Source organism: Shewanella abyssi, assembly GCF_023284025.1.
Lineage (GTDB): Bacteria > Pseudomonadota > Gammaproteobacteria > Enterobacterales > Shewanellaceae > Shewanella > Shewanella abyssi.
Genome location: NZ_JAKIKR010000023.1, coordinates 1 through 22,254, shown reverse-complemented (window position 1 = coordinate 22,254; position 22,254 = coordinate 1). Strand labels below are relative to the sequence as shown.

The window sequence follows — 22,254 nt, the reverse complement described above, 5'->3', positions numbered from 1 at the left end:
ACTTAGTGAAGCAGTCGAGTTCTAATGGTGCCTTCAATTGCTTGCATTTCACTGAGCGCTTCATCCGCTTTATCTGAGTCGACCTCCATCACAACGTAACCAATTTCAGCCGTTGTTTGTAGATACTGGGCCGCGATGTTGATGCCTTTCTCTGCAAATGCCAAGTTGATCTGAATCAGGATCCCAGGTCTGTTACGGTGAATATGCAATAAACGTGAAGTCCCTGAGTGTTGTGCTAGTGAAACCTCTGGAAAGTTGACAGCGGTCATGGTTGAGCCGTTATCAGAGTATTTAGCCAGTTTACCGGCCACTTCGATGCCGATGTTCTCTTGTGCTTCAGCGGTGCTACCACCAACATGAGGCGTCAATATCACATTATCAAGCCCACGCAGAGGGCTGACAAACTCATCGTTATTCGACTTTGGTTCAACAGGGAATACGTCAATTGCTGCACCTGAAAGGTGCTCCTCTTTGAGCGCAGCCGCTAATGCATCAATATCGACAACGGTGCCGCGTGAAGCGTTAATCAAAATGCTGCCTTTGCGCATACAAGCAAGTTCTGCATGAGCAATCATCTCTTTGGTGTGCGGCGTCTCTGGTACATGTAAACTGACCACATCAGCAAGCGACAGTAGTTGTTCCATTGAATGTACCTGCTGCGCATTCCCGAGAGGCAGCTTGTCTTCAATGTCGAAAAAGATAACACGCATGCCTAAGGTTTCAGCAAGAATACCGAGCTGAGTACCGATATGACCGTAGCCGATAACACCCAGTGTTTTTCCGCGTGCTTCATAACTTCCAGCAGCACTTTTCAGCCAGCCGCCTCGATGAGCCATCGCGTTGCGCTGAGGAATTCCGCGCAGCAACATGATGATCTCCCCCAATACTAATTCAGCTACGCTTCGAGTGTTAGAGAACGGCGCATTGAAGACGGGCACCCCAAGTTTTTCAGCCGCAGCTAAACTCACTTGGTTGGTGCCGATACAGAAACAACCAATACCGACCAATTTCTCAGCTTGATTTAATACAGCTTCAGTCAGTTGGGTACGAGAGCGAATACCGACAAAATGCGCATCTTGAATCGAAGTGACTAGGGCCTCTTCGCTCAATGCTGCTTTGTGATACTCAATATTGCTATAACCCGCTCGTTCGAATACATCTACCGCAGATTGGTGGACGCCTTCCAACAGCAGGATTTTAATCTTATCCTTGTCCAGCGAGTGTTTCGCCATGATTTATGTACCCTTTTGGTTTATTAGTATTTTGTATACCTTACATCACAGTAGAGACGACTAAACTCTGCTGCTTGGCTAGTTTCGGTATAGACTGTCAATCAACAAACAAAGTAGCACTTTTTTTACTCGGTGTAGAGGGCTAGATGGCTAAAGTGTTTATTCTAAATTTAGAACAATATCTTATATGGGAGAGATATTTTGATTAAAAGCGTTTCATGGCTAGTGATCTATTTTGTGGTGCTGCTTTGGTCAGCCATTGAGCCAAAAGATCAGTTCACTTGGTTTTTAGAAGTTTTACCGGCATTAATTGCATTGCCACTGCTGGCTTTTACGCGTAAAGGTTTTCCATTAACGAGCTTGGCTTATGTGCTGATCCTTATTCATTGTGTGATCTTAATGATCGGTGGGCATTACACCTATGCCGAAGTACCTCTGTTTGACTGGATAGCTGAATGGACAGGTAGCAGCCGTAATAACTACGATAAAATTGGCCATCTTGCGCAAGGTTTTATTCCGGTTATTCTGGCTAGAGAAATATTTATCCGCTTAAGTGTTATCAAGATTGGCGCTTGGTGCAACTTTTTGGCTGTTTGTTTTGCGCTGGCATTCTCTGCATTTTATGAGCTTATTGAATGGTGGGTTGCTGAGCTGACGGGTGAAGATGCCGAAGCGTTTCTCGGTACCCAAGGCTATGTTTGGGATACTCAATCTGACATGGCAATGGCGTTAGTGGGTGCGATAGCGGCGATAGTATTATTGAGCCGCTACCATAATAAATTGATCGCGAATAAGCTGAAATCGCAGGTATAAGCTGAAATCCTAGGTTAGGCTGCAAATATCAGTCAAATATGCTGAATTACGAGTTAATATTAGTAATTATATTGTTTGTTAAAGATAATTATCATCACGCATACTTTATTACTAAGCCAAGTCTAGGTAGACTGGCTTAGTCTGCTTTTTATTGCATTGTTTTTTTCTTAAATGTAATGGCAGCATATTGAATGGACTTAAGTGAAACTTTTCAGGGAGAGAAGTGATGGATAATATGGATAGTATCGATGAGGTAGTATTTCTTCAGCAAGTGGCGGCACCTTGCCACCTAGCAATGCTTGCAGAGTCAATTGGATTGAAGACGCGAGTGATTTCAGACATTGAGCAGCTGGAGCCCAGCGCGAATAGACGCAGTTTCTATCTTATTTCGCAACAAGGTGCCGCAGTCGACTGTAACGGCATTCCTTTAGTCGCATCACAACTGGTTAAGCATGTACCCGTCGCACTTTATGACGTGATAGTAGATTCTTTAGATGAAGAGTCAGCGCTGTTATTGGGGATCAGAGGTCTTTTATTTGCAGAGCAGCGAATGGACTTGCAGGTTACAGGCTTGCGAAAAGTCCTAGCCGATGAACTTTGGTATAATAGAACATTGATAAGCCGCGTGTTTCGTCAGTTAGTGAGTCAAATCGACACGCCTCTGCAGTTATCCGTCGAAGGTTCGGAATCATTTAAGCTATTAACCCGCCGAGAGAAAACCATCATTCAACAGGTTTCTAGTGGAGCTCGCAATAAAGAGATTGCTCAAGGATTGTGCATAAGTGAACACACCGTTAAGGCACATATTTCATCTATTTTTAGAAAAACCCACGCACGTAACCGTGTTGAGTTATTACGTTGGGCAGAACCTTACCAAAACCAATTGAAGTTGCATGCAGTTGGTTAACGAGTCCACCTAATACTTATTCTTTTAACAGGGAGCTGAGTGCTTGCATAGCAAAGCTATTTCCCCATCAATGCGTCTTGAATTCATCTGCTAGCTAGGCCTCTGAATCGATATCTAATGAGACAGGTAAAAGATAATAACGAGTGAAATTAACGACTTTAGGGTCGTTTTTTTGTGAGCTGAATTCGACGAAACTACTCCGCGGCAGTGTTTTTTCATGAAATTTATCTTTTGATTGGTTTTGATGACCAAAATTTTAAAATTAATTAGTGATATGTAACTCTTTGTCAGCTCCTGTTTTGAATTCTACTGTTTCTTGTTAAGTCACTGATTTAAGTACTACTTTTGATACCTTTGTTAGCACTGTTCGTTGGTGCGTCTATTTGTCTATATATTTCAGTTGGTTAGCTTGAGCAAATGTGACGTAACCTTCTTTTTTTTGTTATGAAACTCTGCAACAATCGCTGCGCACGTTAATAGAAATTAGCGGCATCATTATAAAAATGGGGTTGAATGTATGAAATATGTAATAAAGCTATCGGCGATTTCGCCATCGAATTCTCCACCTACCTGAACAGCTAGCAGTTTAAGAACTTACTAATAAATATTTTTAATTTTGAGTTTGGCCTTCATTTATGGGCTGACAAATTACTAATCGGAAGTAACAGCAATGTTAAACAAATCAATAATTGCAATCGCTATCGTCACTATGTTTAGTGCCGGTTCAGTGAGCGCTGTAATGCTAGATGGTGATAGTCAAGGCGACCACGTTCGCTTATATGGCGAAGTGGGCGTAGGTGGGCATTTTGATACTCATGCAGAATACAACCACGATGAGTTCTACGATACCAAGGGCTATGTAGATGATAGCTTCGCAACTTTGGGCGTAACGGGTCAACGTGAACAATTCACTTATCGTCTTGAACTGGACTACCAACGCCGTAACTGGCTTGGCGGAGACGGTGAGTTTGAGCTGGCCATCGACAAGTTGTACATCGGCTATCTCTTAACCGATCAGCAGTGGTTCGAGGTGGGTCTAACCGACACAGCATTCGACGATTACGACCATTTTGGCGACTTCACCTTCAACAAGTCCGTTGAAACCGGCGAAGCGGGTGACCAAGAGAATACAGTTAAGTATCAAGCCAAGTTTGAACATCTTGTTTTAGGTACTTCCTACTCATATAACGGTGAACACAAGAGTGGTGCCCAACAAGGTGACATCATTAACGGATATGTAGGCTGGATGTCAGATCTGCTATCTGTCGTGGTTGGCTTAGAAACTCGCGGCGGTTCCAACGGCGTCAGTAAATATGGTGAGCAGCAACAGATAGGTTTGGGTGCACGCCTGAAACTGATGCAAGATTTTTCTATTGGCTTTAATGGCTTTATAGAAGATGAAGACTTGTCTACACGTAAGAGCGGTGACGTATACCTAGATTATCAGACCTTCCGCAACCAAGGTGTAACGGTAAGTGCCAAGTACGACTTGAATGAGCACTGGGAAATAATCGGCTCCGCAAACCACGAAGAATACGAAGGCTGGGATCTGATCGGTCCTAACTACGACTACTCCGAGCTGCCACCTGAATATGGGAAAGAGCGCCGTTGGGGGAGTTTAGGTTTCAACTATCGTCCTGCCCGTGACATCGTGCTTTCTTTGGAAGGTCGAGTCGGCGAAGCCCCTGAAGCAGCCTACGCTTATGCGCGTATGTACTTCTAGTCCGTAACGAATTCAATTTTATAGAGTTTACTATGAAGAAAAGTTTCTTATCGCTGGCCATTGCCAGCACCATCAGCATGGGCGCCTTCGCTGGCGTTGAAGATCTGCTGATCACCGAAATGACCCAAAGTTCCGATGCTAATGTGGGCTCAGTTGAGATCACGAATACAGGCTCTGATGCCTTTACTTTTACCACTGACATTACTGCTTACCAACGCTCTGGCGGTAAGTATGACAACGAGTTGCTTAACGCTGATGTTAAGCCACTGTTGACTGGTCAGACGCTTGCCGCAGGCGCGTCTATGGTGATTGTCAACAGTCGTTCTAGCGAAGAGTTTCGTGATGATATTACGGCTCAAGGTGGCACCGTTGTTATCTCCACATATGACAGCAGTAATAAGTACAACAACCTGTTCATGACCAGTGATGACGGTTTTTTCCTGAAAAATGGGGATACCGTTATCGATCGTGTTGGAGCAGCGAACGACACTAGCAAGTGGGCTCCGAATACCACTCTGCGTCGTAAACAAACTGCTGATGGCAACAATCCCGCTCAATCAGATACCTTCGATGCTACTCAATGGCAAAACATTTTGCCGATGAGGACTGACGATTTAGGTAAATCCGAGCTGCCTGCTGCTGATGCTGAAGACATCATGGACATCTTCACTTGTCCAACCGATAAGAGTGAAATCAAGTCTCCTAGTGAAGTTCAGGGCACAGGCTTTACCTCGCCTCTGATTGCTGATGGTGAAACCGAATCAGCTGAAAAAGTTGCCGTAGAAGGTATAATCTCAGCCAAGGTGTCTATCCCTAATGAGGGCTTCTATCTTCGCAACCTTGCCTCTGACAACAACCCAGAGACTTCCGATGGTATCTTCGTTAGTTCGAGTGCTGCCGGCGATCTCAAAGTAGGTCAAACCATTTGTATCGGCAGTAAAGTGGTTGAGTATCAAGGCCAGACTCAAATGTCAGCTGATACGGCATTTAGCTGGAACGTTACTGATACTGACATCCCAACTGAGCCTACCGATATTCAGATCATTAGCTCTGATAACGGTTCTTTCGATAAGACGCTAGAGCGTCACGAAGGTATGTTGGTCAATCTGCCTACAGATCTTGACCCTAGTACTCCTAGCGATGAAGCCGCAGAGGATATGCGTATCACTCGCAGCTTTAGCTACAACTACCTGTCGTCTCCTAACGGTCGCAACAACATGGTAGCGGCTTATAAGCGTCCTAATTTACAGCCTAACCACTTGCACGTTGCAGGAAGCCCTGAGTCTAAGGCGGCCTATCAGCAAAACAATGACTATCGTTTAGTGATTGAAAGCTCGCCTAAATCAGGCGGTACAGACATACCTTATTACGCTGGTTTTAACAGTGACCCACACACCAACTACATCCGTATCGATGATAGTCTCGTTAACGCGCAAGGTGTGATCAGTCAATACGAAACTGAGCTGATCCCTGGGACTGATATGTATGATCAGGACTACAGCCTGACTATAACCAACCAGTTGACTAGTGATAACTTTATTCACAACTTACCGCGTACTGAGACCCCTGATCTGAATGACACAGTGGCAGAAGGTGATTTTGCCATCCGCGTTGCCAGTCAGAACTTGTTTAACTTCTTTAACTCTCCTTTCGGTGGCGACAATAACAACTTTGGTCAGAGCCGAGGCGCAGATAGCTACGATGAATACATTAACCAGAGAACCAAGCTGGTAGAAATTATTCGTGCTCAGGATGCCGATGTAATGGCCCTGATGGAGATTGAAAACAACGGTTTTGGCGATGACAGTGCCATTGCTGAGATTGTGAACCAGGTCAATATCGAGTATGTGGACGAGCGAGCCCAAGATTACAATGGCCCTAACTCCACTGAGAACCGTTATGTGTTTGTTGGTTTTGACAACAACGGCAATCAAATGCTGGATAACTTAGACGCCATTGGTTCTGACGCCATTGCTACCGGTATCATATACCGCCCAAGCAAGATGAGCATTGAGCGCACTCGTGTTATCCCAATGCCTCAGCAGAAAGCGCCTACCACAGTGAACGACTTAGGTGAGGTGATCAAAGATCAGAATAAGGAAATTCTAGAGAACGGTCAGAACTACCATCGTGATGCCTTGGTTGTCACCTTTATCGTTAACCAAACTGGCAAGCGCTTGACGCTAGCTGTAAATCACCTTAAGTCAAAAGGCTCTACTTGCTGGGAAGAATGGCAAGGTGTTGAGTTTGGCAATGCCACGACTTGGAACAACCGTACAGCCCCCGATCTGGACTACCAAGGGTCTTGTGCCGAGTTCCGCGTAGCCGGTGCCGTGCACTTAGGTGAAGAGATGGAAGATGTTCTTGGGGATAAGATCATCATTGGTGATTTGAACGCCTATGGTAAAGAGGATCCTGTCCTCGTTCTTACCGAGAACCCACGCAACAAGACGATCTTAACCGCTAGTCACACTTTCCTTGGACCTAAGCCTCAGTTTAACGAAGATGGCTCTGCAGCCATCATCACTAAGACTTATGGCTACATCGATATCGTCGGTGAAAAGTTAGAAGAGAAGGGCAAGACGCCTTGGAGTTACTCTTTCAGTGACGAAATCGGCTCGCTTGATCACATCTTGATCTCGCCTTCTCTGAAAGATCGCGTCATTGATGCCACTGATTGGCATGTTAATGCAGCTGAGACCGGCCTGTATGACTACCAAAACCGCTTTAAAGGTACCATCGACGGTACTGGAACGCATAAGTTCTACAAAGAGGACATCTATCGAGCGTCGGATCACGATCCTGCACTAATTACCCTTAGCTATAAGCCTGGTGATACGGATGCTAACGTGCCTCTGAACCTGCCAAAACTGAGAAAGCTGATCAAGGTTCCTTACCAGATCCCAACGGGTATTTCGGCTCAAGTTGGAGATGTCGCGACCGTCAGTATGAGTCCTGTGGATGACGAGCAGCGTTTAGATCTGACTCAGATGGTACTTCCTAATGTGGTCCTTTCTAATGACACGACAACTTTGGTGAATTTCGAGGTCTTTGGTGCGCCATCTGCTATCTACAACGTCACCGTAAGCTTAGAACGTGATGGCCAACTTGTAGAAGGGTCTGAGCAAAACTTCAAAGCGAAGGTCTCTAGCCGCGACTCCTTGATTGCTGACATTGTAGAAGAAGAAAACGATAAAACTGGCGGTGACGGTAGTGCTGGTAGCACTGGTTTCATCAGCTTGTTATCCCTATTCGGGCTGGCAGCTATGCGCCGTCGTCTTCGCAAATAAGCGTTGTTCTCGACAATGAAGCGCCTGCTTTAGGGCAGTGCGCTTCCCTTAAAAGATTCAAAAGAGATACGATTATGAGAATTAAAATGAATGCAGTTGCTGCGGCCACTGCTATGGTTTTGGGCACCCTGTCCACCGCCGCCAATGCTAATTTAGTTATTACTGAGTACATCGAAGGCAGCAGCAACAACAAAGCCGTTGAGATCTCCAATGTAGGTGGCAGCGCCATCGACCTGGATGCCAACGCTTACAAGTTGATTCTGTTTAGCAATGGCAAAACAGAACCTGGCAATACCGAGATTCTGGCTGGCACTCTGGAGCCGGGCAAGAGTCTTGTGTTCCACAACGCTGGTTCCGCTGATGATTTTAAAGTAGGCAACGCTTCTACCGTGACCTACTTCAACGGTGATGATGCTCTGGTATTGACCAAAGACGATGTGGTTATCGATCGTTTCGGTAAACTGGGCGAAGACCCTGGCTCTGCTTGGACAGATCCAAACAACGCCGACTTTTCCACCGCCAACAAAACCTTACGTCGCAAAGCCAGTGTTACCACTGGTGATACCGATGCCGGTGCAGCCTTCCCAAGTGGTGACCAGTGGGTAGTGTTTGATACAGACACTTCTGATGGCCTTGGTTGCGTAGGTGAAGGCGCTTGTAGCTCTGAAGCCACACCGGGTGTACTGCTGCTTACTGAGTACATCGAAGGCAGCAGCAACAACAAAGCCGTTGAGATCTCCAACGTAGGTGGCACCGCCATCGACCTGGATGCCAACGCTTATAAGCTGATTCTGTTTAGCAATGGCAAAACAGAACCTGGCAATACCGAAATTCTGGCTGGCACTCTGGAGCCGGGCAAGAGTCTTGTGTTCCACAACGCTGGTTCCGCTGATGCGTTCAAATTCGGTAGTGCTTCTACCGTAACTTACTTCAACGGTGACGATGCCCTGGTATTAACCAAAGACGATGTGGTTATCGATCGCTTCGGTAAGCGTGGTGAAGATCCTGGTTCTGCTTGGACTGATCCAAACGACGCAAATTTCTCCACCGCGAATAAGACGCTGCGTCGTAAAGATAGTGTCACTGCTGGTGACACTGTGGCCGAAGCTGATTTTCCTGGTGCTAACAATCAGTGGGCTGTATTCGACATCGATACCTCTGACGGCCTTGGTTGTGCTGGTGAGAGTGCCTGCGATGGTTCAGTAACGCCTCCAGAACCAGAGCCTGAAACAGGTCCCTGCACTAACTGCGAGACTCTGACTCCGGTTGCCGATCCTACAACATTCAATGGTGAGATCTATTACTCAGATGTACTGAGTGGTGATTTTGCTAATGCCGATGAGCTTAAGAACGCCCTGTCTATCATCATTGCCAAAGATCACAAGTATCTGACCTATAAGCAGGTTTGGAGCACACTTACTCATGCTGATCAGGATCCCACTAACGTTAATAATGTTATTGAGATATACACAGGTGCTTCTATTTCCAAGTACGACAACCAACAAAGTGGTAGTGGTGCAGGCAAGTGGAACCGTGAGCACGTTTGGGCTAAGAGCCATGGTTTCCCTAGCGATTCTCAATGGGGTTACACCGATGCTCATCACTTGCGTCCTGCAGATCCTGGGATCAACACTGCACGAAGCAACAATGACTTTGGTGCGTGTAGCGATACAGGTGAAGAGGTTCAGTTCGACGGTCAAGGTACAGGTAACTACCTGAACAAAACTACCGACTGCTGGGAGCCTCGTGATGAGGTGAAAGGCGATGTAGCTCGTATGATCATGTATATGGATACTCGCTATCAAGGGACCGATACAGCGACAACTAATATGCCTGATCTAGTCGTAGTCGATCGCCTAACGACGACAGACGAGGATAGCGATCCGCTGATCGGTACGCTTTGTACTCTGTATGCGTGGAACAAGTTAGACGCTGTTGATACCTTCGAGCAGAATCGTAACAACCAGGTATACAAATACCAGGGCAACCGTAATCCCTTCATTGACCGCCCTGAGTTAGTACAAGAAGTATATGGTGCAGTCTGTGGTGACGATCCAAACCCAGGTTTGGTCGTCGAAGGTGATATTGTTACTCCAGAGAGTGTCACTGAAGGGGCTGCATACACCATAGATGCCTCTGCAATCAACGCTGGCGAAGGTGTTGTTCTTACTTACAAGTGGGAGCAGATTGTTGCTGAAGAGAAGACTGTTGTTGGCGACATTGCTATATTGTCTCTGACTGCGCCAATGATTAATGCCGACGAGACTTTGAACTTTACGTTGACCATCAGCGACGGTACTTTGGAAACAACCAAAGCGGTTAGCCTGAACGTGATTAACGTGCCTTTGACTCTGAGTGTAGAGTTTGCAGGTACAACCAAAGTTACCGAAGGTGATAACACTTCCATCACAGCGACGGTTGCTGATGCTCCAGAAGGTACTAGTTACAGCTGGAAGCAGGTATCTGGAAACACGGCAGTGTTTACCGCTACAGGTCTGACACTTGATGTGACTTCACCTAGCGTCGATATCGATCAAGTTCTTGTGTTCGAGCTCACGGCAACTGTTGGCGAAGAAAGCTTCGTTAAGTCTGTTAGCATTGAGGTGACAAACACCGAAGAAACGGGTTGGACCAAGCCTGATGGGGCGGGTAGTTTAGGGGGTCTTATGACTCTGCTGCTACCTCTCATGTGGTGGCGTCGCCGCCAAGGCTAATCATCAGTTAAGCCTATAAAAAGCAGTACCGGGATCGCTCTGGGTGCTGCTTTTTTTAACTCTACAGCCGTTGCCTTATGTCTCATCTTGGCGTCTTACTCTCACGATGAGAAAGCGAGTCCCTAAAGCTAGTAGCAACGTTTATCTGTCTAATACTGAAGGATTATTATGAATACTTCACTCCGTCCTTCTCGCCTGCTTCTTACTGGCTCAGCTATCGCCCTTGCGTTGGCATTGAGCGGCTGTGGTAAGAAGAAGGTGGAAGAAGCTCCTAAAGCGCCGAAGGTGACTACATCTGCCGCCTGTATAGCTGCAGGCGATGACTGTAAGCGCTTCACCTTGCTGCATACCAATGACCACCATGGCCGTTTTTGGCATAGTAAAAGCGGTGGCTATGGTATGGCAGCACGGAAAACCATCCTTGACGAGATCCGCAAAGAGGTGGTTGAACAGGGAGGCCAGGTTTTGCTGCTCTCCGGTGGCGACATCAATACTGGCGTTCCTGAGTCTGATCTACAAGACGCCGAGCCTGATTTTATCGGCATGAACCACCTTGGCTATGACGCAATGGCGGTGGGTAACCATGAGTTTGATAATCCATCGACGGTGATGGATAAGCAGAGAGGCTGGTCAAAATTTCCTTGGTTATCGGCCAACATCTATCGCCAAGTCGATGGTGAATGGCAGCGCTACTTTGAGCCCTACAAGGTGTTTGACGTTCAGGGCTTGAAGCTAGCCGTCGTCGGCCTGACTACCGAGCATACCGCTGAGATAGGTAATCCAGAGTTCGTTGAAGATCTAAAATTCACTTCTGCTCAAGCTGAGGCGCAAGATATTTTGGCAGAGCTTGAAGAGAAGCATCAACCGGATCTTGTTTTTGGTCTCACCCATATGGGTCACTATGAAAATGGTAGGCATGGCAGTAACGCGCCCGGTGATGTTGCTCTGGCTCGTAGCCTTGAGCCTGGTCAGGTTCAGGCAATCATTGGCGGTCACTCACAGTTGCCTGTTTGTATGGAAGGGGACACTGGTGAGTACGTAGAAGATTATGCTCGAGATGAGCCTTGTAGGCCTGATCGTCAAAATGGCACCTGGATCATGCAAGCCTACGAGTGGGGCAAATTTATTGGCCGTGCTGACTTTGAATACTACGGTGACGAGCTTCATCTGGCAAGCTACGAGCTGGTTCCAGTGAACACTGAAAGCAAGTATGGTTTCATGCTGCATTCTTCGATGCTAACCCCCAAGGATCCGGAAACCCTCGAGCTGCTACGTCCTTATCAGCGCAAGGGTCAGGTAAAGCTGAGAGAGAAGATTGGTGTTGCAAAGGCGGATTTCATTGGTAAGCGTAAGGTTGTTCGTTACCAAGCTACGCCTCTAGGGATAATGATAGCCCATGCTCAGACTCAGCTCCCTGTGCCAGCAGATTTCGGCATCATGAACTCTGGCGGTATTCGTGCCACCATAAAGAAAGGGCCTATTCGCTATCGTGATGTGCTTAAGGTGCAGCCTTTTTCCAACAGTGTGACTGTGACTGAGATGAATGGGGCCGAACTGAAGAAGTATTTGTCTAGGGTTGCGCTTAAGACTCGAGGCTCAGGAGGCTTTGCCCACTTCAGCGGCATCAAGATGACCGTTGACTGTAAAGCTAAAGATGTCGATATCAGAGCTGTTGGTGACAAGCCCTTCAAGCTAACGGATAAATATCGATTTACCCTCCCTAGCTACAATGCTGCGGGCGGTAACAAATATCCCAAGTTGAAGGAAAAGGCGAGAGACACCGGCTTTATTGATGCCGATATGCTTTATCAATTCATCAAAAAGCATGACACGCTCGATCCTGTCAACTATGACAGAGCGAAAGATGTTCGCTATATCAACTCCAGAAGTTCTGATGGCTGCGGCAGTTAATCTTATCATTTGATAAGGTTAATCAGCTGATACCTTAGATCTAGAAACAGAGCCCAACCTTGCGGTTGGGCTCTGTTTTTTTAAGGTATGCGTCCGCCAAGGTCAATGTGATGAACTCCCCTTCAATGATCAGATACTTATACTCATCTTACCTGTTTAAACATTTTTGATTAGGCAGTAAACTGTCGACAATAACTACAAAAAATGGATGTAACAGATGTCAATTTGGTTTAGACCGGTAAGCTTAGAAACATGTGCCAAAATGGATTCAGGGATGCATGGTAAAGGTACATTAATGCAAACCATGGGGATCACCATCTCTGAAATTGGGGATGACTATATGAAGGCGACGATGCTGGCGTCCCCTGCAGTGCATAATCCGTTAGGTATCGTTCATGGTGGTGCGAATGTCGCCTTGGCCGAAACTGTCGCCAGCTATGCGGCAAATTTTGCAGTCGATTTCGAGCAGTATTACTGCGTTGGTCAAGAGATCAATGCTAACCATTTGAAAGCATCACGTAATGGCACATTAACCGCAACAGCCAAAGCTATACACCTTGGAAAGCGCAGCTCAGTATGGGAGGTGTTGATCCACAATAGTGCGGGCGAACTGTGCTGCATATCTCGAATGACTGCAGCGGTGGTAAAGCGTTAACCTAGCAGTGATTGCAGTAAAGATTTAGAAATAAAGCATAAATAATTGTGTGGCAAACTGTTGCATTAGCAAACTATTGCCATACTCAATGTATTGGTTTTTCGATAAGGATTGGAGCGAGAATGGATAGCGCAACAATATGGGAATGGGTGGGGTATTTAGCATCGGTCGTCGTTGCGATATCGCTGATGATGTCGAATATCAAAAAGCTACGCTGGTGGAACTTGGTTGGCGCAGCGTTATTTGTTGCTTATGGCTTAGCGATTGATGCCTTGCCAGTGGCTTTAGTTAACTTTTTTATCGTGCTGATCGATGCTTATTATATCGTTAAGATCTATAAAACGGATAAAATTCTGCAGGAAAAATAAGTCTAGCGTGGCTTGATAGCATCAAGCTACGCTTAAACATGATTAGCTTAAAGCGATTGATTGGCACTATAGATTAGAGTCATTGTTTAGAGACATGGCCTAGCAACATTTCGGCGAAGAGCCTTTACTTAATGATTGAAAATAAAACGCTTAGCGCAGAGTCTAATTCAGACTTGTTCAAGCTAACTTCATCTAACGCAATCCCACAAAATAGTCAGCTTATACAGATGCCTTAAATGCCGGCATCGCTAGTGTCCATCAGCAAAAGCCAACTTCACCATGACTTTACGTTTATCTTAATCGCTAAAGCAGTTTGTGTCTATCGAATCTAATCGTTTTATGGCTTGTGGTTGAACGACTACTATTACTCCATCGAGACAGTGCTTATACGCACTAACGCCATAGCGACCCGTTTATAGGAGAGCAATTTTGGCCACTATATTTGATTTAATCGAAACTTGGTTGCAAGTGGATCAAGATTAAGGAGTAATTTATGAGTCAGCAAAACAGAGTTCTTACCGCACAAAACGGCGCCCCTATCAGCGATGACCAAAACTCAGTATCAGCAGGCGAGCGTGGACCATTGCTCCTGCAAGATTGGCATCTAATTGAGAAGCTTGCTCACTTTAACCGAGAGCGCATTCCTGAGCGTATCGTGCATGCTAAAGGCACTGGGGTTTACGGTACGTTTACCCTAACAAAGGATCTAAGTGACTTTACTCTAGCTGACCACTTTAACGGTGTCGGTAAGCAAACTGAGACATTTGTGCGCTTCTCAACCGTTGGCGGTGAAATGGGCTCAGCTGACGCTGAACGTGATCCCCGCGGCTTTGGTTTACGTTTCTACACTGAACGCGGTAACCACGATATTGTCGGTAATAACACCCCGACCTTTTTCCTGCGTGATGGCATTAAGTTTCCTGACTTTATCCATACGCAAAAGCGTAACCCACAGACCAACCTTAAGGATCCACATGCTATGTGGGATTTCTGGGCGCTAAACCCAGAAGCACTGCATCAAGTGACTATCTTAATGTCTGATCGCGGTATCCCGGCTAACTACCGTCAAATGCATGGTTTTGGCTCGCACACCTTCTCTTTCTGGAACGCTAAAGGCGAACGCTTCTGGGTTAAGTTCCACTTTAAGACTAAGCAAGGCATTGCCAACTTAACCGCAGAGCAGGCTGATATTCTAAAAGGGATTGATCCTGACTCGTCGCAGCGCGATATGGTGGCGGCGATTAATGATGGTAACTTCCCTAAATGGGCGGTGAAAATACAGATAATGCCAGAAACCGAAGCTAACACTTATAAGATCAACCCATTTGATCTGACTAAAGTATGGCCTCATGCAGATTACCCGTTAATAGAGGTGGGTGAATTAGAACTAAATCGCATGCCACAAAACTACTTTGCCGAAGTCGAGCAAGTCGCGTTGGCACCGAGTAACTTAGTGCCTGGAGTCGGTGCATCGCCGGACAAGATGCTACAAGCGCGTTTGTTTGCTTATGCTGATGCTCAGCGCTACCGTATCGGTGCCAACTACAACCAGTTACCGGTTAACTGCCCACATGCAACAACCGCAAATCACCATCAACGTGGCGGCGCAATGGCGGGAACACAATGTCCGTTCTCTGGCAGCCAAACTGGCGGTGATGCTAGCCGAAATTATGGGCCTAACAGCCATGATGGTCTGCAAGACCAAGCGCAATTTGCTGAGCCACCACTGCGTTTAGACGGTGAAGTGGACCGCTATAGCCGTTACGATCAAGATGACTTTAGTCAAGCAGGCGACTTGTATCGTCTACTGCCTGAAGATGAAAAATCCAGATTGATTGCCAATATCGTCGGCAGCTTGAGCGTAGTAAGTGAAGCTACAAAAACGATCATGGTCACCCACTTTAGCGCCGCCGATAGCGACTACGGCCAACGTATAAAGCAAGCGTTAGGGTTGTAGGAGATAAAGAAGGTTCTAGCGACTAGAAAAAGCAGATTCTAGGAAGAGAGAATAAGCCTAAAACAACTACAAAAAAGGCAAAACAGTTGATTCTGTTTTGCCTTTTTTGAATCATTACCTAGCACCTAGCACCTAGCACCTAGCACCTAGCACCTAGCATCGTCCCAGCTTGAATCGATCTTAAACGACCAAAGTAACCACACCCAATACGGTGAATAATACTGCGCAGCCGCGATGGATCCAGTGCATAGGTAGTTTTTCTGCGCTAAAGTGCCCGGCGATGACCACAGGCACATTGGCGATCAACATGCCAAGCGTTGTGCCCATAACGACCATGGCTAGTGCATCGTATTTAGCTGAAAGTACCACTGTGGCTATCTGGGTTTTATCGCCCATCTCGGCAATAAAAAATAGGAAGAAGGTAGCTAAGAAAGGCCCCATGGCATAAAAACGGCTCTCCTCCTCATCGACTTTATCGGGAATAAGTACCCACAGTGCAATGGCAAAGAACGATCCGGCGACTAGGTAGCGTCCAACCTCAGGGTCAATATAACCAATGGCCCATTGACCTAACCAAGCTGCGGCAAAGTGGTTTGCAAGTGTCGATAGAAAGATACCGAGAATGATGGCAGTTTTGTTTCTGAAACGTACCGCTAGGATAAGCGCGAGTAGCTGTGTTTTATCACCGATTTCGGCGATAGCAACAGTAAAGGTTGAGGCGAGAAAAGCTTCCACAGATGTTTCCTATATCGGGGAGGCAAAATTCTAAGCACAATACACCCCTCCCCAATATGAGTGGCATTGTGCTCAGGTCTTGCTGGGTTAATGACATGAGCCATTAACTGTAAGTACCATGGCATATGGCCAATTATGTTGATACTTACTCAATCGATGCTGATGTGTTGCAAAGATTGATAGCTACTCCCCCGAAGCAGAGCCGAGCATTATAGTGATAATGTGGCCAATATCAATGCTAAAAAAGCGTCCAATGCCTCAATTTTGAGCAAAAACAGTAAAAGGTAAATTAACTGTTACTAAGGCTTTGCAGCCTTATTGTCGATTCGTATTAAGTTGATTTTATGCTATGTCGATGGCTTGCCCACGCGGTTAGTAGCTGTTAATGTCGCTAGCAGTCATTTTTTAGAGAAAGAGTCGTAATGAAACAGTCTTATCGATATTGCCCTCGATTTATACAGCCTCAGTGGCAAAGTTGATAAGGTGAATATCCGTATTATTTAACTACGCCGTTGGGGCCAATTGGAATCGCTAAGGTTGATGATGACCAGATTCGATTGGGGGCTGTTAATAGTATTGTTAACGTGCGAAAAACCTCTCCCTCAAAGTCGTTCTAAATCTGACCTACCAAAAAGAAATTATAAAATCTAACAGGACAATTTTGTGAACTCAAAAATACTTGGCTCTATCGCCATTGTAGCTGGCACTGCAATTGGCGGTGGTATGTTGGCATTGCCACTTGCTACTGCTTCACTAGGGACCATTCCAGCGCTGCTTTTATTAGTGCTGATCTGGGGCGTCTCTATCTACACCTCTTTATTAATGCTCGAAATCAATTTACGTGCCGGCGTGGGTCTAAATGTACATGCAATTACCGGTAAAATCTTAGGTAAAGTCGGTCAACTGATCCAAGGTGGCTCATTTCTAAGTCTACTGTTTGCGTTAACCATGGTCTATCTAATGGGTGGCTCATCACTGCTTGAGTCGAAGATGGATCTGCTTGGCATGAAGATGGACAACCAACTCGCAGTGTTGATGTTTACCGCTTTTTTTGGTGGGTTCATTGCAGTGGGTGTTCGCTGGATTGATAAAGTATCACGGGTGCTATTTACCTCAATGATCGCCCTGCTGGTTATTGTGGTCGCCTATCTGCTTCCTGAAGTCGATATGAACCTGATGATGAATAACTCTACCGCTGGCATAGTGGGCGGCAGTGATTTAACGAACTTGTGGTTAGCGGCAATTCCAATTGTGTTTACCTCATTTGGTTTTCACGTTTGTATTGCGACCATAGTGCGTTATTTAGAGGGTGACGCGATGTCACTGCGTAAAGTGCTTATTATTGGTTCTACCATTCCATTAGTTTGCTACATTTTGTGGTTAATGGTGACATTAGGCACCTTGGGTGGCGAAACTGTTTATGGCTTTGAAGGTTCATTACCGCTATTGGTAACCGCACTGCAAGGGGTTGCTGATTCTGCCATTTTACAGCAGTTTATTGACCTGTTTGCTAACCTCGCATTGGTAACATCTTTCCTCGGTGTGACCATGAGCTTGTTTGATTACGTGGGAGAGCTAACGCGGGCAAAAGAAAATCTGCTTGGCCGTGCTCAAACGTGGTTAATCACCTTTATTCCTCCGTTACTGTGTGCGCTTTATTATCCAGACGGCTTCTTCAAAGTACTCGGGTTTGCCGCTATTCCGTTGGTTGTGATGATTATTTTCCTACCCATCGTCATGGCACTTAGTCAACGTAAACAAAACTTAGGCGGATACCAAGTCGGTGGCGGCACAGCAGCCATGGGCGTTGCAGGCTTGCTAGGTGCTGGGATTATCGCGGCGCAGTTGTGGGTTGCTTTATAGATAGTTGCCAACATACAGTCATAGCTTTGTAACAGATTAATTTAGAGTCTGTTTCTTGGCTAACATCTTGTGCTAAAGTCGAGCGTCAATATTTGAATATTGAGCTCGGCTTTTTTGTATCTAACCCGCCGTTAAATCAATATAACTTGCGTATTACAGCAAGCAAAAAATAACAATAATCTTAAAATATTAAAAAATGGACTTAACAAAATGAAGAAATGGCTTTTGACAGTAGCTATCGCGACCTCTTTTGGCGCCGTAGCTGACGAGGGTATGTGGCAACCTTATCAACTTCCTGCCATGGCAGATGAGCTAAAGGCAAAGGGACTTGAAATTGATGTTAACTCGATTTCAAAACTTACCGAATATCCAATGAATGCAGTGATTAGCCTTGGCGGCTGTACGGCATCATTTGTGTCACCAAAAGGTCTAGTGGTGACAAACCATCACTGTGCTTACGGCTCGATTCAATACAACTCTACGCCAGAAAAGAACCTATTGCGTGATGGTTTCTTAGCCAAGTCTTTTAGCGAAGAACTCGAAGCAACGCCAGGTTCACGTATTTTCGTAACCGAGAGCGTAGTAGATGTCACTGACAAGGTAAAAACAGGCCTTGAAAGTGAAACTGGTAATGCGTTTTACAAAGGCATTGAGCATCAAGAAAAGAGCTTAGTTGCTGAATGTGAGAAAGAAGATGGTTACCGCTGTCAGGTATACAGCTTCCACGGTGGCCTTGAGTATTACCTAGTTAAGCAGCTTGAAATCCGCGACGTGCGTTTAGTGTATAACCCCGCTGCGAGCGTGGGTAAGTACGGCGGCGACATCGATAACTGGATGTGGCCACGTCATACCGGTGATTTCTCTTTCTACCGTGCGTATGTATCGAAAGACGGTAAGCCAGCAGATTTTAGCCAAGACAACGTGCCATACGAGCCAAAGAGCTTCTTGAAAGTATCGGCTAAAGGCGTCAGTGAAGGCGATTTTGTGATGGTTGCCGGTTACCCAGGCCGCACCAACCGCTACCGCACCGCCAATGAAGTTGAAAACCAATTTGAGTGGTCGTATCCAGAAGGCAAAATCTTGCGTGAACGTCTAATTGAAATCATCAAAGACACCGCAGCAGAAGGCAGTGATGAGCGCATCAAGTATGAGAGCTCAATTGCAGGCCTTGCTAATTACGCCAAAAACTTCACTTCGATGATCGAGTTCTATGGTAAATCAACCATGCTTGACGAGCGTAAAGGATTAGAGCAAGACTTAGCAAACTGGATTAAAGCCGATAAAAAACGCCAAGCTAAATACGGCGAAGTGCTGGCGCAGCTTGATAAGTTAATTGCTAAGGGGCAGCAAGGACAAGAGCGCGATTTACTGATGAGCTACATGGGTTACAGCACCATGTTAAGTACGGCTGACCGCTTATATCGTTTAGCGAATGAAAAAGCCTTGCCAGACATGCAGCGTGAGCCTGGTTATCAAGAGCGTGATATGACCCGCTTTACCTCTGGTATGGAGCGTATTGAGCGTCGTTATGCGGCCAGTGTTGATAAAGCGATGCTAGCGGACTTAATCGGCCGTTACGCAGCACTGCCACAAGATCAGCGCTTACCGGCGTTTGATAAAGCATTTGGTATTACTAACAATTTTGACGCGGCTAAGTTCAATAAGACGCTAGATAAGATGTATGCCAATACTAAGCTATCAGACAAAGAAACACGTTTAGCGTGGATGGAAAAGCCTGTAGCTGACTTTAACAAGTCAAAAGACCCATTCATTCAATACGCAGTAGCGACATTTGATGAACGCATGCAGCGTGAACAAGAGCGTAAACAGCTTTCGGGTGACTTAATGAAGGTTCGTCCACAATACATGGACGCCATCATCGCTTACAACCGTGAACAAGGTAAGCCTGTTTATGCGGATGCCAACTCCAGTCTACGTGTTACTGTTGGTCATGTGAAAGGTTACTCACCTGAAGATGGCATGCGCGCTGAACCGTTTACTCGTCTTGAAGGTATTTTGGCGAAAGACACTGGTGCAGATCCATTCGATGCACCCTCTAAGCAGCTTGAGTTGATCAAGAGTAAGCAGTACGGCGATTACTATGTTAAGTCGCTTGATTCTGTGCCAGTTAACTTCCTATCGACCCTTGATACCACAGGTGGTAACTCAGGTTCACCAACCTTAAATGGTCGTGCCGAGTTAGTGGGTCTGCTGTTTGATGGTGTGTATGAAAGTATCATCGGTGATTGGGGTTACGATCCTGAGACTAACCGTTCAATTCAGGTTGATAGCCGTTATATGCTTTGGGTAATGAAGTACCTAGATAATGCTGATAACCTGCTTGAAGAGATGGAAATTGTGCATTAATCATATTGACCATGATTAATTGGTCTTTTGAATGCAAAAGCCGAAACACTTAGGTGTTTCGGCTTTTTTGTTGTTGCGGCCTATCGGCATTGAAAAGTTGTGGTTTTAACGTATCAAATTCCGTTTGATAAAGGTCGTGGCGCTTCGCCCATTCATGCAATAAAGAGTCGAACCAAGGGGTAAAGCGCTTGTTCCCGCTGTTGATTTCATAAGAGTCAACCCCTCAGCGCCCCGGCGAAATTTAAAAAGCGAAATTTCCAACGGGGAAGATTGGCGTTATTCGTTAGCCACAGGTATGTGTTTATCACTGTGTTTTCTAATTGGAAACTACAATGCCAAACGATGGTGCTTTTCTAACCCCGTGTAGATACGGCTTAGGCCTTTGATGGCATGGATGCCATCGTAGAGCTTACAGGGATGTACTTGCAGCGTGCCCAAGAAGTGTTTGCGCATAAGCATGCTGCAAGCAATTAGTTGCACTTGATGCTGAAAGAGAGCAATGAGGTAGTTAGGGATGCAATTAGAACAGTTAAGCTGTTGTGTTTAAAGCTTAAAGCCACTATTGCTAAATGATGGTACTTTTATAAACCAGTGTGATGCGGCTGAGGCCGTCGATAACAAGGCCAATTCTGTTCCAGACAGAATCTGGCATTTCCTCCGTCCTTGGAGGTCAGATGTGCTTGCGGCGAATCTCAGTAGCGTCTGCACATACGCTTGCCGCAGGCAATTGGAACCACTGATGGTTGAAGTTAACTCTCTTTTTTATGCACATCTTGATATGCAAGCATATCAACCAAGCGTTCCTCTCTTTCTGGCGTAAAACCGCAAGAGTGTAGCCACTCTTTGGGGTTCTCATATGTGCCAAAAAGCATATCCCACCAAACAATATCACCGTAGTTATTCTTATGACGACCCGCCTGGTGATGAATCCTATGCATTTCAGGTCGTTGAAATATATACCCTATCCAACGTGGAGTTTTTACATTGGTATGATAAAAAAACTCGCCAATGGCAGTGCAAAAAGTATAAATCGCCGCGCCTTCTAGAGAGAGGCCTAATAGGGTATAAACAAGCAAACTGCCTAGAATGGAGTTAACGACCATTTCACCAGGGTGTTTATAGAAAGATGTAATAACTTCTAATCTTCTAGGGCTGTGGTGAATTTGGTGAAACCCTATCCATAGCGCATCAAACTCATGACGCCATCGATGCCACCAATAGAATACAAACGTTGCAATAAAGTAGGCTATCAAGCCGCCTAAAGCGGGTGATGCTAATTCTGATAAATTAAAAACAGACCAAGAAGAAAGCCACAGCTCCCATGAAACTCCAGCCAATAACACCACACCAATTTGAACAGCGTTAATCAATAGCACTCGCGCAGGCCATGTTTTAATGTTGGGCAGAGGCCAACCAGGGATAACTCGTTCCAGAATGAAACAAGCACAAAATATGATCAAAATTGTCGAAAGCATCCTTACTCTCCTATAAATACAATGGTTTGTTGAGATTTATATAAATGAAGGTATCACTCCTATGTCATTGTTGCAAAATGGCCTTTATGGCGGCGTCATGGCTGTGTTTCTAGGACTCCTTCTGGTTCAGGCTGTAGTTTGGCATTACTTCATACTTGGGACCACAGTAGAGTGAAGTCAGCCCTATAAATATAGTCTAACCAAACAAAAAATAAAGCACTTTTCGTAATAGGTTTGTCCGATA

The 22,254-nt window shown here is 45.7% G+C and carries 15 protein-coding genes and 1 riboswitch; of the genes, 11 read left to right on the top strand and 4 right to left on the bottom strand.

From position 1 onward, the window contains the following. Window positions 1–2: 2 nt before the first annotated feature. The gene (serA, locus tag L2755_RS11520; RefSeq protein WP_248980843.1) at window positions 3–1,232 is read right to left on the bottom strand and encodes a phosphoglycerate dehydrogenase; all 1,230 of its coding nucleotides are present in this window, start codon (window positions 1,230–1,232) and stop codon (window positions 3–5) included. Between the two features lie 201 nt (window positions 1,233–1,433). Between serA and L2755_RS11515 the strand changes: the two genes are divergently transcribed. From L2755_RS11515 to katB, 9 genes are all read left to right on the top strand, one after another. Further along, window positions 1,434–2,045 (top strand): DUF2238 domain-containing protein, encoded by a 612-nt coding sequence (locus tag L2755_RS11515; protein ID WP_248980842.1) that lies wholly within the window; start codon window positions 1,434–1,436, stop codon window positions 2,043–2,045. 235 nt (window positions 2,046–2,280) lie between these two features. After that, window positions 2,281–2,952, top strand: a complete 672-nt coding sequence (locus L2755_RS11510) for a helix-turn-helix transcriptional regulator (RefSeq protein ID WP_248980876.1) — start codon at window positions 2,281–2,283, stop codon at window positions 2,950–2,952. A gap of 670 nt (window positions 2,953–3,622) precedes the next feature. Beyond that, on the top strand, window positions 3,623–4,675 hold the full coding sequence (locus L2755_RS11505) for a porin (protein ID WP_248980841.1): 1,053 nt from the start codon (window positions 3,623–3,625) through the stop codon (window positions 4,673–4,675). A 32-nt stretch (window positions 4,676–4,707) separates the two neighbouring features. After that, entirely contained in the window at window positions 4,708–7,965 is a 3,258-nt protein-coding gene (locus L2755_RS11500; RefSeq protein ID WP_248980840.1) for an ExeM/NucH family extracellular endonuclease, read from the top strand. Between the two features lie 74 nt (window positions 7,966–8,039). Continuing rightward, a complete protein-coding gene (locus L2755_RS11495; protein WP_248980839.1) occupies window positions 8,040–10,679 on the top strand; it encodes an endonuclease in 2,640 nt (879 codons plus the stop codon). 168 nt (window positions 10,680–10,847) lie between these two features. After that, window positions 10,848–12,590 (top strand): bifunctional UDP-sugar hydrolase/5'-nucleotidase UshA, encoded by a 1,743-nt coding sequence (ushA, locus tag L2755_RS11490; protein WP_248980838.1) that lies wholly within the window; start codon window positions 10,848–10,850, stop codon window positions 12,588–12,590. Between the two features lie 217 nt (window positions 12,591–12,807). Beyond that, window positions 12,808–13,245 (top strand): PaaI family thioesterase, encoded by a 438-nt coding sequence (locus L2755_RS11485; RefSeq protein ID WP_248980837.1) that lies wholly within the window; start codon window positions 12,808–12,810, stop codon window positions 13,243–13,245. A 122-nt stretch (window positions 13,246–13,367) separates the two neighbouring features. After that, the gene (locus L2755_RS11480) at window positions 13,368–13,613 is read left to right on the top strand and encodes a hypothetical protein (protein ID WP_248980836.1); all 246 of its coding nucleotides are present in this window, start codon (window positions 13,368–13,370) and stop codon (window positions 13,611–13,613) included. Window positions 13,614–14,106: 493 nt separating this feature from the next. Continuing rightward, on the top strand, window positions 14,107–15,570 hold the full coding sequence (katB, locus tag L2755_RS11475) for a catalase KatB (RefSeq protein ID WP_248980835.1): 1,464 nt from the start codon (window positions 14,107–14,109) through the stop codon (window positions 15,568–15,570). Between the two features lie 180 nt (window positions 15,571–15,750). On the opposite strand, the gene L2755_RS11470 is transcribed toward katB, so the two are convergent. Further along, window positions 15,751–16,305 (bottom strand): TMEM165/GDT1 family protein, encoded by a 555-nt coding sequence (locus L2755_RS11470; RefSeq protein WP_248980834.1) that lies wholly within the window; start codon window positions 16,303–16,305, stop codon window positions 15,751–15,753. Between the two features lie 84 nt (window positions 16,306–16,389). Further along, a riboswitch (yybP-ykoY riboswitch) is annotated at window positions 16,390–16,502 on the bottom strand. A gap of 466 nt (window positions 16,503–16,968) precedes the next feature. On the opposite strand from L2755_RS11470, the gene L2755_RS11465 reads away from it, so the two are divergent. Further along, window positions 16,969–18,168: an aromatic amino acid transport family protein gene (locus L2755_RS11465; RefSeq protein WP_248980833.1), complete on the top strand. Its 1,200-nt coding sequence runs from the start codon at window positions 16,969–16,971 to the stop codon at window positions 18,166–18,168. Window positions 18,169–18,378: 210 nt separating this feature from the next. Beyond that, window positions 18,379–20,535, top strand: coding sequence for a S46 family peptidase (locus L2755_RS11460; protein ID WP_248980832.1), 2,157 nt, complete (start codon window positions 18,379–18,381; stop codon window positions 20,533–20,535). 327 nt (window positions 20,536–20,862) lie between these two features. Here the strand turns inward: L2755_RS11460 and L2755_RS22210 are convergent, their stop codons facing one another. Both L2755_RS22210 and L2755_RS11455 read right to left on the bottom strand, forming a co-directional pair. Further along, complete coding sequence (locus L2755_RS22210; RefSeq protein ID WP_283102814.1) at window positions 20,863–20,988, bottom strand: hypothetical protein; 126 nt, start codon at window positions 20,986–20,988, stop codon at window positions 20,863–20,865. A 296-nt stretch (window positions 20,989–21,284) separates the two neighbouring features. Then, complete coding sequence (locus L2755_RS11455) at window positions 21,285–22,010, bottom strand: sterol desaturase family protein (protein ID WP_248980831.1); 726 nt, start codon at window positions 22,008–22,010, stop codon at window positions 21,285–21,287. Window positions 22,011–22,254: the final 244 nt, after the last annotated feature.

Excerpts from the sequence above, each read along its gene's own strand:
- katB (WP_248980835.1), top strand. The coding sequence starts at position 14,107 with ATGAGTCAGCAAAACAGAGTTCTTACCGCACAAAACGGCGCCCCTATC.
- L2755_RS11505 (WP_248980841.1), top strand. The coding sequence starts at position 3,623 with ATGTTAAACAAATCAATAATTGCAATCGCTATCGTCACTATGTTTAGT.
- L2755_RS11495 (WP_248980839.1), top strand. The coding sequence starts at position 8,040 with ATGAGAATTAAAATGAATGCAGTTGCTGCGGCCACTGCTATGGTTTTG.
- serA (WP_248980843.1), bottom strand. The coding sequence starts at position 1,232 with ATGGCGAAACACTCGCTGGACAAGGATAAGATTAAAATCCTGCTGTTG.
- L2755_RS11460 (WP_248980832.1), top strand. The coding sequence starts at position 18,379 with ATGAAGAAATGGCTTTTGACAGTAGCTATCGCGACCTCTTTTGGCGCC.
- L2755_RS11485 (WP_248980837.1), top strand. The coding sequence starts at position 12,808 with ATGTCAATTTGGTTTAGACCGGTAAGCTTAGAAACATGTGCCAAAATG.
- ushA (WP_248980838.1), top strand. The coding sequence starts at position 10,848 with ATGAATACTTCACTCCGTCCTTCTCGCCTGCTTCTTACTGGCTCAGCT.
- L2755_RS11455 (WP_248980831.1), bottom strand. The coding sequence starts at position 22,010 with ATGCTTTCGACAATTTTGATCATATTTTGTGCTTGTTTCATTCTGGAA.
- L2755_RS11500 (WP_248980840.1), top strand. The coding sequence starts at position 4,708 with ATGAAGAAAAGTTTCTTATCGCTGGCCATTGCCAGCACCATCAGCATG.
- L2755_RS22210 (WP_283102814.1), bottom strand. The coding sequence starts at position 20,988 with ATGCGCAAACACTTCTTGGGCACGCTGCAAGTACATCCCTGTAAGCTC.
- L2755_RS11480 (WP_248980836.1), top strand. The coding sequence starts at position 13,368 with ATGGATAGCGCAACAATATGGGAATGGGTGGGGTATTTAGCATCGGTC.
- L2755_RS11510 (WP_248980876.1), top strand. The coding sequence starts at position 2,281 with ATGGATAGTATCGATGAGGTAGTATTTCTTCAGCAAGTGGCGGCACCT.